General features: G+C 70.4%; 12 protein-coding genes. 11 read left to right on the top strand and 1 reads right to left on the bottom strand.

Annotated elements, in window-relative coordinates; translation table 11 throughout:
* From ACYVE7_RS19880 to ACYVE7_RS19835, 10 genes are all read left to right on the top strand, one after another.
* Positions 1 to 211, top strand: a 211-nt coding sequence (locus tag ACYVE7_RS19880; RefSeq protein WP_460366456.1) for a hypothetical protein, incomplete at its 5' end; no start/stop codon positions are given.
* Between the two features lie 2 nt (positions 212 to 213).
* Positions 214 to 1,314 carry a 3-oxoacyl-ACP synthase III family protein gene (locus ACYVE7_RS19875; protein ID WP_460366455.1) on the top strand — a complete coding sequence of 367 codons (1,101 nt, stop codon included), beginning with the start codon at positions 214 to 216 and terminating at the stop codon, positions 1,312 to 1,314.
* On the top strand, positions 1,311 to 2,069 hold the full coding sequence (locus ACYVE7_RS19870) for an alpha/beta fold hydrolase (protein WP_460366454.1): 759 nt from the start codon (positions 1,311 to 1,313) through the stop codon (positions 2,067 to 2,069). Before ACYVE7_RS19875 ends, ACYVE7_RS19870 begins: the two co-directional genes overlap by 4 nt.
* An 8-nt stretch (positions 2,070 to 2,077) precedes the next feature.
* Entirely contained in the window at positions 2,078 to 2,863 is a 786-nt protein-coding gene (locus tag ACYVE7_RS19865) for a nuclear transport factor 2 family protein (RefSeq protein ID WP_460366453.1), read from the top strand.
* Complete coding sequence (locus tag ACYVE7_RS19860) at positions 2,860 to 3,399, top strand: hemerythrin domain-containing protein (RefSeq protein ID WP_460366452.1); 540 nt, start codon at positions 2,860 to 2,862, stop codon at positions 3,397 to 3,399. Before ACYVE7_RS19865 ends, ACYVE7_RS19860 begins: the two co-directional genes overlap by 4 nt.
* Positions 3,400 to 3,555: 156 nt before the next feature.
* Complete coding sequence (locus ACYVE7_RS19855) at positions 3,556 to 4,566, top strand: ABC-2 transporter permease (RefSeq protein ID WP_460366451.1); 1,011 nt, start codon at positions 3,556 to 3,558, stop codon at positions 4,564 to 4,566.
* 15 nt (positions 4,567 to 4,581) lie between these two features.
* Positions 4,582 to 5,079: a cupin domain-containing protein gene (locus tag ACYVE7_RS19850; protein WP_460366450.1), complete on the top strand. Its 498-nt coding sequence runs from the start codon at positions 4,582 to 4,584 to the stop codon at positions 5,077 to 5,079.
* A 105-nt stretch (positions 5,080 to 5,184) separates the two neighbouring features.
* Positions 5,185 to 6,114: an ester cyclase gene (locus tag ACYVE7_RS19845; RefSeq protein ID WP_460366449.1), complete on the top strand. Its 930-nt coding sequence runs from the start codon at positions 5,185 to 5,187 to the stop codon at positions 6,112 to 6,114.
* Between the two features lie 7 nt (positions 6,115 to 6,121).
* The gene (locus ACYVE7_RS19840) at positions 6,122 to 6,577 is read left to right on the top strand and encodes an ester cyclase (protein ID WP_460366448.1); all 456 of its coding nucleotides are present in this window, start codon (positions 6,122 to 6,124) and stop codon (positions 6,575 to 6,577) included.
* Complete coding sequence (locus tag ACYVE7_RS19835; protein WP_460366447.1) at positions 6,574 to 7,071, top strand: ester cyclase; 498 nt, start codon at positions 6,574 to 6,576, stop codon at positions 7,069 to 7,071. The genes ACYVE7_RS19840 and ACYVE7_RS19835 overlap by 4 nt, the downstream gene beginning before the upstream one ends.
* Before the next feature lie 61 nt (positions 7,072 to 7,132).
* Here the strand turns inward: ACYVE7_RS19835 and ACYVE7_RS19830 are convergent, their stop codons facing one another.
* Complete coding sequence (locus ACYVE7_RS19830) at positions 7,133 to 8,677, bottom strand: phytoene desaturase family protein (RefSeq protein WP_460366446.1); 1,545 nt, start codon at positions 8,675 to 8,677, stop codon at positions 7,133 to 7,135.
* Between the two features lie 46 nt (positions 8,678 to 8,723).
* Between ACYVE7_RS19830 and ACYVE7_RS19825 the strand changes: the two genes are divergently transcribed.
* On the top strand, positions 8,724 to 10,930 hold a 2,207-nt coding region (locus ACYVE7_RS19825; RefSeq protein ID WP_460366445.1), incomplete at its 3' end, for an ATP-binding protein.

Genomic DNA, 10,930 nt, shown 5'->3' with positions numbered 1-10,930 from the left:
GCGGATCTTCGGCGACGGCGCCCGCGCCCAGGCCCGCGCCCCCAAGAAACGGCTCGGCGAGCCGATGGGAGCCGGCGGCGCGCTCAACGCGGTGCTCGCCGCGCTCAGCCTGCGGCACGGCCACACCAGCGGCCCCGCCCTGGTCCTCAGTTCCTCCCTCGGCGGCACGCACTTCGCCGTCCTCCTCGGCGACCTCGGGAAAGAGCGATGAGCATGAGCACCGACACACTGCGGCGGGTGGACGTCCTGTCGACCGGCGCCCACCTGCCGGGCGACCCCATCAGCAACGCCGACGTCGAACGGCTCGTCGGGCCGCTGCCCGAGGACATCCTCCAAGGACTCCAGGTCGGGCTCCGGCACTGGATCATCGACCCGGCCGACGGCGAGCACTCCGACACCAACTCCGGGCTCGCCCACAAGGCCGTCGTCCAGGCGCTGGAGCGCGCCGGAGTCGAACCCGGCGAAGTCGATCTGATCGTCACCTCGACCGCCAGCCCCGAATACCTGCTCCCCCCGATGGCGACCTTCCTGCAGGAGAAACTGGGGCTGCGGGCCTGCACCGTCATCGAGGTCAGATCCGGGTGCGCCGGGTTCGTCGAGGCGATGGACCTCGCCCGCCTCTACCTGGAACGCGGACTGAAGAAGACCGCCGTGGTCGTCGGCAGCGAGGTCATCTCCCCGCTGCTCGTGCCGATCTTCCGGGGGATCGAACCGCGCAAGATCCGGATGCGGGACCGGATGAACCCCTACAACTTCGGCGACGGCGCGGGCGCGCTCGTCCTGCGCGCCGGGGAAGCCGGCTCCGGGGGAGTGCTCGGCGGCGCCCTGGCCTGCGTCGGCGGCCAGAAAGCCCCCGGAATGCAGATCTTCGGCGCCGGCGGCACCCATCTGCCGCTGCACCGGGCCGCCGAGGCCAAACGGCTCCTCGACCTGAAGGTCGACGTCATCGAATCCGGCCGGTTCACCCCCCACGTGATCGCCGAAGCGCTGAAGGAGACCCTCCAGGCTGCCGGGCTGGAAGCGTCCCAGATCGACCTGTGCGCCCTGCCCGAAGGCAACGCCGGCTACCTCACCGAAGAACTCCAGGAAGCCGGACTGCTCACCCCCGAATGGACCGCTATCCAGCCGAAGATCTTCGAGAACCTGTCGCTGGTCGGCGCGACCGGATCGGCAGCCGTCCCCCTCGCCCTCGACCACGCCGCCGTCACCGGCGCCCTCACCCCCGGCGACACCGTGATGGCGCTGGCCATCGAGACCAGCAAATGGAAGTACGCGGGCCTGGTCTTCGAATGGACCGCCGAGGCCCCCTCATGAGGGCGCCGCGCAGCGGCCGGACCGTCGAGCACGCCCTCGACTGCGGCTCGGTCACCCTCAACTACGCCGAGGTCCCCGGCGAGGGACCCCACCTGCTGCTCCTGCACGGGCTCGGCGCACGCTGGCAGGTGTTCGGGCCGCTGCTGGTCGGGCTGCGCGGCGAAGCCCACATCTACGCGCTCGACTTCCGCGGCCACGGCCTGTCCGGCCGCACCCCCGACCACTACCGGATCGCCGACTACATCGCCGACGCGCTCGCCCTGCTGCGCCGGATGCCCAAACCGGTCGTCATCTACGGGCACTCCCTCGGCGGCTGGGTGGCCATGGCACTGGCCGCAGCCTGCCCCTCCGACGTCAGCGGCGTCGTCATCGCCGAGTCGGCGATCTTCCCCGAGGGGATCCCCGCCGACGCCGCCGTCTCCTACCTCGCCGACCTGCCGCTGGCGCTGCGGTCCCTCGCCAAATCCCTCAACCAGATGGACCCCGACGTCATGGTCCACTTCCGCGACGGCCGACTGTTCGCCGGCTACCGGCCCGAAGAACTCCTGCCCCGGGTCGGCTGCCCGGCACTGCTCCTCCAAGGCGACCCGAAGGTGGCGACCTCCCTGATGCGCGAGCAGGACGTCGAACGGGCCCTGACCCTGCTCCCCGACGCCACCCACCGGATGATCGAGGACGCGGGGCACGGACTCCACGTCGAGCAGGCCGGGCCCGTCCTGGACCTGGTGCTACCTTTCGTCAAGGCCCACGGATAGGAGCGGTCATGCCCTCGAATCTGGAGCTCGCAGTCGAATACGTCCGGGTCAGCGCCGGAGAGAAACTGCCCGGTTTCACCGACCCGCTGGTGGTCGTCGAAGACCAGTTCGCCGAGGGCGGCCTCGTCGTCACCCGGCACTCGGTCACCGGCGTCCACACCGGGACGTTCCGCGGAGTTCCCGGCACCGGCAAGACCGGAACGATCACCGGGATCACCATCGCCGACACCACCGGCGGCACCGTTGGCCAGACCTGGTCATGCTGGGACTTCATCGGACTGATGCAGCAACTCGGCGTCGTCCCCGGACCACCCGACGACGGCCCCGACGAGGACGCCGCCGCGATCTTCCGGCAGCGTTCGGAGACCCTCCCCGACACCGCCACCGCCCAGCAGAGCAAGGAGACCGTCCGGCGGTTCTACTCCGAGGTCTGGAACCGCGGCCACTTCGACGTGGTCGACGAGCTGTTCGTGCCCGACTTCCTCGGCCACGCCCCCGGCGGCCGGCTGAGCCGCGGACCGCAGGCCGTCAAGGACTTCGTCGCCGACTGGCGGACCGTCGTCCCCGACGTCGTCCTGGAGATCGAAGACCAGGTCGCCGAAGGCTCCCGCTGCGCCACCCGGTTCGCCGGCCGCGGCACCCACCTCGGCTCCTGGGCCGGAATCCCCCCCACAGGCAAGGAAATCGTCCTTTCCGGGATCTCCATCACCCGTATCGTCGACGGAAACTTCGTCCTGGAATGGGGAGAGTTCGACATGATCAGTCTGCTGAGCCAGCTGGGAGTCCTGTCATGAGCACCGACCGTACGGGCATCGACTTCGTCGCGATGGAGATCTTCCACTTCGCGCTCCGCCGCGACCTGGCCGCCCTGCGCAAGGAGTTCGACACCGGACTCTGGGAGACCTTCGCCTTCGAACTGCACTTCCACCACGTCAGCGAAGACCGGCTGCTGTGGCCCGTCGTCCGCGCCAAACTCACCGCCGCCGACGACCTCGCCCTGCTCGACGCCCTGGAAGCCGAGCACGCCCAGATCGACCCGCTGCTCGCCGAAGCCGCCACCGGCACCCCCGCCGCGCTGGACGACCTGGCCGCCGCGCTGGAAGCCCACCTCGAACACGAGGAACGCGACGGCCTGCCCCTCATCGACGCGGTCCTGACCCCCGCCGAATGGGAGACCTACCTGGCCGCCGTCCGCGACCAGGGCGGCGACCTCGCCCAGAACCCCGCGGTGTTCCTGCCGTGGCTGCTGCGCGAGGCCCCCGACGACCTGCGCGCCCGGATGCTCGCCGGAATCCCCGACTTCGTGAAAGAGGCCTTCGGGCTCCGATAGCGGATCGATAGCGAACGGACAGACCCCTCCGAAAGGCTGGGGTTCCCTGCGCCATGGGCGGGCCGCGCCACGCCGGTTCACCGAAATGAAGCAGAACAGATGAAGCAGAACCAGACGTAATCTCCCGACCATCCCCTTTTCCTGGAGGACATCGCGATGTCAGACGCACGTCAAGGGGCGCCCGCAGGGCCCCCGGCACCCGTCGCCATCCTGACGCCCGTCATCACCGGCATCCTGATCGGCGTCGTCTTTCTGCTGATCTTCATTCCGGCGTTGCACAGGCCCGAACCCAACGGCGTCCCCGTCGGCGTCGTCGGAGTGCCGGTCTCGCAGCTCGAGGCGTCCGGCGCGCTCGACGGCTTCGACCTGAAGACCGTCACCGACCCCGCCGCCGCCGAGAAGCAGATCAAGGACGGCGACATCCAGGCCGCGTTCATCAGCCAGAACGGCCAGAACAGCCTCCTGGTGTCCAGCGCCCACGGCGCCGTCGCCACCAACACCATCAAGGGCGTGTTCACCGGGGTCGCCGCGGGCACCGGCAACCCGCAGCTCGCCGTCCGCGACGTCCTGCCGGCCGTCAAGGGCGACCCCAACGGCGTCTCGGTCTTCTACCTGATCTTCGGTGTGACGCTCGGCGCGTTCCTGTTCGGCCAGGGCAGCTTCGCCGTGGCCCGCCACCTGCCCGTCAAGATCAAAGTCGCTCAGACGCTGGCGTTCTCCGTGGTCATCGGCCTGCTCGCCGCGCTCATCGCCCGGGTCTGGGTCGGTGTGCTCCCCGGCTCGATCCCGGCCGAGACCGGCATCCTCATCCTGCTCGGCGCGGCCGTCGGCTCCTTCACCCTGGCCGTCACCTCCGTGCTCAAGGACGCCGGTGTGGCCGTCGGCACGATCGTGGCGCTGATCCTCGGCACCGCGAGCAGCGGCGGCGCGACCCCGACCGACTTCATCCCGACCGGGTTCGCGTTCTTCTCCCACTTCCTGCCGCCCGGGGTGGCCGTCAGCGCCCTGCACGACATCGGCTACTTCAAGGCCGGTGACGCCGTCGTCCCGACCCTGATCCTCCTGGCCTGGATCATCGTCTCTCTCGGGATCGTGTTCCTCGTCGAAGGCCGCAGGAGCGGGCCCGCCGTCCCGGCGCCCGCCCAGGAATCCGTCCCGGCCGCCTGACCGAAAGGAAAACCCGTGACCGACGGCTTCGTCCTCCCCCCGGGCGGGGGAGAACAGGCCGGCAACGGATCGCTCCTGAAGGTCGGTGCGAGGCATGGAGCCTTCGCATCGGCCTTCGAGACCGTTGTCGCACCCGGCTTCGACGTGGGCGCGCACCTGCACGGCCACGCTGAGGAGTTCTTCTACATCCTGGAAGGCGAACTGGACCTGCTGGCCTTCGAACCCGAGGTACGGACCGGCGGCGACTGGTTCAAATGGACCGCACGCGACGGCCGGCGGATCGCCCGCGGCACCGCCGGCAGCTTCATGTACGTCCCGGCGGGCTGCCCGCACGCCTTCGGCAACCCCCTCACCGTCCCCGCGCGGATGCTGTTCTGCGTGGCGCCCGCCGGACACGAGGACTACTTCGCCGAGATGGGCGAGATGTTCCGGAGCGGCGGCGGCTCCATTGAGGAACTGCGGGCACGTCACGACATCGAACAGCTCACCCCGATGGGCAGATATCAGGGCTGAGCATTCCCATTCACTGAACAGGGCCGCTTTTCTTCAATTCCCCGAGGAATTGGAGGAGAGTGGCCCTGAGTATTATTCGACCCCCTGATGGGAAGGCGAATTCGAATGGGTAATGAGGCGGCGAACAAGGAGCTGGTGAACAGCTTCTTCGAGCGGGTCTGGAACAAGGGCGACTTCGGCTACATGGACGAGGTCTACACCGAGGACTTCCAGCTGAACGCGCTCTGGCAGAACACCTCCCTCGGCCGGTCGGGACAGGCGTCCAAGGAAGAGGCCCGCACCACCATCCAGGGCTGGCTCGCGGGCTTCCCCGACATGCACGTTACCGTCGAGGAACAGCTCGGCGAAGGCGCGTTCGTGGCGTCCCGGCACATCGCGGCCGGCACCCACACCGCGGAGTTCAAGAACCTGCCGATCACGGGCAGGTTCGGCGCGGTCTCCGGCATCACCGTCAACCGGATCGAAGGCGACCGCATCGCCGAGGTGTGGACCTGCTGGGACGCCGTCGGCATGATGCAGCAGCTCGGCATCTTCCCCACGCCCGAAGGCGCGGTCCCGCGACCCGAACACGACGCCGCCTGGGCCGCCTCGCAGGCCATGCCCGACGGCGCCGGCGACCCCGAGGACGCCAAGGCCACCGTCCAGCGGTTCTACCGCGAACTGTGGACGGAGGGGAAGCTCGCCGTCGCCGACGAGCTGTTCCACCCCGACTTCGTCGGGCACGCCCCCGGCGGCAACCTCACCCGCGGCCCCGAAGGGGTGAAGAAGCTGGTCAGCGAGTGGCGGGTCGGCGTCCCGGACATGGAACTGGAGATCCACGCGCAGGTCGCCGAGGGCGGCCGCGTCGCGACCAGGTTCACCGGCCGCGGCACCCACCTCGGCACATGGCTCGGGTTCCCCCCCACCGGACTGAAGATCAGCCTGTCCGGCATCGCGATCACCCGCGTGATCGACGGCCAGGTCGTCTCCGACTGGGGCGAGTTCGACATCATGGGCCTGCTCCAGCAGTTCGGCGTCATCCCGAAGCCGGAGTGAGGCGAGGATGACCGAGACCTCCGGAAAGCTGGGGATGTCGCAGGGCAAGACCCTCGCCCTGCGGTGCTTCACCGAACTGTGGGGCCAGGGCCGCTACGACACCGGCGCCGAGCTCCTGCACCCCGGCTACCGCGGCCACGCGCCCGGCGACCGTGATCTGCGCGGCGCCCAGGCCCTGTACGACTACATCGCCGAGTACCGCAAAGGCTTCCCGCGGCTGCGGCTGTCGGTGCTCGGCCAGATCGAGCAGGGCGACCGCGTCGTCACCGAGTTCTCCCTGGCGGGCGTGCACACCGGCCGCTGGCACGGCGTCCCCCCGACCGGCCGCGCCACCGACCTCGGCGGCCTCGCCTTCACCCGGATCTCCGGCGGCCTGATCGTCGAGCAGTGGTACGAGTGGGAGCGCCGCAAGCTCCTGGAGGACCTCGGGCTGCTGCCGTCCCTCCAGGCGGCGACGGCATGAGCGTCGAGACCCGCAACACCGAGGTCGTCCTGCGGTTCATGGAAGAAGTGCAGAACCGCCGCGACTACACGCTGATCCCGGAGCTGTGCCGGCCCGACCAGGTCCTCGACCATCCCGAGATGGGCGGGGCCGTCATCGGGCTGCCCATCCTCGAACAGAAGATCGGCGAGATGGTCGCGGCCTTTCCCGACATGCGGTTCGACGCGGTCGACGTCATCGCCGAGGGCGACAAGGTGGCCGTCCGGTTCGAACTGACCGGCGTGCACCAGGGGCCGCTCGGACCGGTGCCGGCGACCGGCAAACCCATCCGGCAGTCCGGGATGGCCCTGTACGAACTACGCGACGGCAAGATCCAGGAAGTGCGGATCCGCGAGGACCTGCTGCAGATGCTGGCGCAGCTCGGCGCCGTCCCCGACCGTCCCCGGCTGCTGTGGTTCATGCGGCGCAGCGGGCTCATGCGGATCCTCCAGGCCCTGGGAAAGATCCCGAAGTAGACCGCCCACCGAAAGAGAAGAACCCCGCACACCGCCGGTGTGCGGGGTTCCTCCGTTACGGCTACAGGGCGGGCGGGAAGTCCGGGTGGTCGAACTCGATCGGCGCCTGACCCGACCCGACCAGCGCGAGCTGCGCGGTGTGCATCCCCGAGACCAGGGCGCGCAGCGAACCGGTGCCCGGCTGCGTCCAATGGCCCGACAGCAGCAGACCCTTCAACGGCGTGACGTGCGGCGAACGTTTCCCGCCCGTCTGCGACGGGCTGTTGGCCCAGCCGTAGGCCGCCCCGTCCCGGTTGCCCGAATGACGGGCCAGCGCGGTCGGGCTCGCCGTCTCCAGATACGTGATGTTGTCGGCCAGACCGGGAAAGACCCGGTCGAACTCCGCGACGACCCGGTCGGTGTAGGCGGGCAGCTCCGGCTTCCACGGACGGCCGAGATCGAACGGCGCCAGGGAGTGCACCGTCAGCAGATGCTCGCCCTCGGGCGCGACACGCGACGAGGCCAGCGTCGGGATCGTGCCGTACATGCCGCCGGGACGGCCCGCGAGGATGTCGGCGTGCGTGGCGTCGTGGTCGAGGTGCAACGGCCGGAACACCTCGTGGACGCCGCCCATCGCGCGCAGGTCCAGCGAGGTCGCGATGAAGACGATCACCGCGGACAGGGACGGGGTCATCCGGCCCAGGCGCTTGAGGAAACCGGCCGGGAGATGGTCGGGGCCGACCATCTGGGTGAAGGTCGCGGTGGCGTCGGCGTTCGACACGACCGTCCCGGCGCGGACGACGTCGCCGCCGTCCAGCTCCACGCCCGCCGCCCGGCCGTCCTCGACCAGGATGCGGCGGACCTCCCGCTTCAACACGATCTGGCCGCCCGCCTTCTCCATCCCGACCGCCAGGGCGTCGGCGAGGGACTGGAAGCCGCCGTCGGGATAGAAGCAGCCCTCCAGATAGACGTTGAGGACCGTCGAGAACGTCACCATGTCGAGCTGTGACGGCGGCAGCCCCAGGTAGGGCCAGGAGACCCCGGCGACCGAACGGGCCACCGGGTCGTCGATGTACTCCGCCAGCACCTCCCCTGCCGTCGCCTTCAGATACTTGAACAGGACGGGGAAGTCGCGGGCCGCCTGGTCCAGGCCGTTCAGGCCGAGCCGCGGCGGCAGCTCATGAGCCTGCTTGTGCAGGGTCCGGCACAGACCGAAGAACTCCCGCAGCCCGGCCGCCTGCCGCGGGAACAACTCGCAGTGCGTCTCGGTGAACGCCTCGAGCCCGAACGGGGTCTCGATCGTCAGGCCGTCGTAGAAGGCCTTGTAGTTGGAGTCGAGCCGCTGGAACCGGCACAGGTCACCGGTGCCGAGCCAATCGAGCAGCGCGACGGGCAGCGCGTGGTCGTGTCCCTGCGGGAACACCGACATCGCGGGGTCGAAGGTGTAGGGGCCGCGGGTGAAGGCGTGGGCGTAGCCGCCGACACCGTCGGTGCGCTCCACCAGCAGCACGGTGCGGCCCGCCCGGGCGAGGCAGGCGGCGGCGCTGAGCCCGCCGATCCCGGCCCCGATCACGACCACGTCGTAGTCGCTTTCGCGAGGCGGCAGAAATCTCGTCTCACTCAACATGCATCCATACCTATGGGTACGCCGAAGAATAGGCAACTGTTGAGTCATGGTCGAAATCGCACCCCCTTCGGGCCGCGCATTGGCGGCGATTGTTTTCACCGACATGGTCGGCTCCACGGCCACCCGTTCCGCCCTCGGAGAGGAGGCGGGAAACACCCTGCGGCGGGCCCACGACAAAATTGTCACCAGCGAGGTGAAAGAGCACGGCGGCATTGTCGTCAAGGGTCTGGGCGACGGAATGATGGCCGTTTTCTCCGGCGCCTCCGAAGCGGTCGAGGCCGCCATCGGAGTGCAGCGCGGCGTCAACCTCCAGACCCTGCGGGGCGCCCTGCCCGCGGCGCTGGTCCTGCGGATCGGGATCAGCGTCGGCGAGGTCGTCTGGGAGGACGGCGACTGCTTCGGCACGCCCGTCATCGAGGCGTCCCGGCTCTGCAACGCCGCCGACGGCGGCCAGATCCTCGCCGCCGAACTGGTGCGTGTGCTGACCGGCGGCCGGCTCGGCTCCCTGTACTCCGCGATCGGCGGGCTCACCCTGAAAGGCCTGGCCAAGCCGCTGGAGACCGTCGAGGTGGCGTGGCGGCACAGCGCCGGCGACACCTCCGTCGCCCTGCCCGCAGGGCTCCGCCCCCAGGGCGCGCTGCCGCTCACCGGACGGTCGGAGGAGCGGTCGCTGCTGCTGCGCGAATGGCGGCTGGCGACCAGCGGCGACCGGCGCGAGGAGGGCGCCGTCCGGGCCGTCCTGGTGTCGGGGGAGCCCGGCGTCGGCAAGACCCGGGTGATCCGAGAGGTCGCCGGCGAAGTCCACGAGACCGGCGCGGTCGTCCTGCACGGCCAGTGCGACGAGGCGATGTGCCTGCCCTACCACCCGCTCGTGACGGCGCTCGGCGAGTTCGCCGCCGCCACCCCCGACGACGTCCTGCGCAGTGTGATGGGGCCGCTGTCGGGAGAGCTGGTGCGGCTGCTGCCGTCGCTGCGCGACCGGGTGCCCGAGCTCGCCGAACCGCTGAAGGTCGAACCGGCGACCGAGCGGTACCGGCTGTTCGAGGCGGTCGTCGACCTGTTCGCGGCGATCTCGCAGTTCGCGCCCGTCCTGCTGGTCCTGGACGACCTGCACTGGGCCGACTCCCAGACGCTGCTGCTGCTCAGCCATCTCGCCCGCGCCAAGGAACCGATGCGGCTGCTGGTGCTCGGCGCGTTCCGCGACACCGACATCGGCCGCGACCACCAGCTCACCCATCTGCTGCCCGACCTGCGGCGGGCCGGCCGCGGCAGACGGCTCGCCCTCGGCCGCCTGGACGCCGACAGCGTCACCGACCTGGTGTCGGCCGCCCTCGACCGGCCCGTCGACGACGACGAGAAGGCCTTCGCCCGGCATCTGCACGCCGAGACCGACGGCCACCCCTTCTGCGTCGAGGAGGTACTGCTGCACCTGCGCGAGACCGGTCGGCTGGCGTCCCTGTCGGGCCGGTGGGCGCCGGGCGCGCGCGCCGGGTTCGAACTGACCATCCCCGAAGGGGTCCGCGAGGTCGTCCTGCAGCGGCTGGCACGGCTCGACGACGACGTCCAGGAGGTGCTGCGGGCCGCGTCGGTCATCGGCCAGCAGTTCGACGTCGGCGTGCTCGCCTCCGTCGTCGACGGCGGGATGGCCTCGGTCGTCGCCGCGCTGGAAGCGGCCGAGACCGCGCAGCTCGTCGGACCGGTGATCGGCGGGGCGAACCGGTTCCGGTTCGCCCACACCCTGATCCGGTCCAGCGTCTATGAGGACATGCCGACGACCCGCCGCCGCTGGATGCACCGCGACGTCGGCCTCGCCCTGGAAGACCACGAGGGCACGGAGGAGCCGCTCGCCGAGCTGGCCGTGCACTTCGGGGAGGCGGCGGCCGTCGGCGAGACCGAACGCGCCATCGGCTACGCACGACGGGCGGGCGACCGGGCGATGGAGCAGTCCGCCTACGAGCTGGCCGCCGCGCACTACGCGCGCGCGCTGAACGCCCTCCAGCTCGGGGCCCGCCGGTCCAGAAGCCTGACCGACCTGTGCGACCTGCGGCTGGCCCGCGCCAAGGCCCTGTACCGGGCGGGCGACGACGCCTACCGGGAGACCGCGTTCCGCGCCGCCGACACCGCCCGCACCCTCGACGACGCCGACCGGCTCGCCCGGACGGCGCTGCTGCTCATCCATTTCGGGCCCGCCAATCCGCTCGCCGACGGCGCCGAGATCGCCCTGTTCGAGGAGGCCCTGGCCAAACTGAGCAC

This window comes from Actinocorallia lasiicapitis (assembly GCF_054778695.1).
The sequence above is the reverse complement of the archived record's forward strand: the minus strand, read 5'-3'. Positions and strand labels throughout refer to the sequence as shown.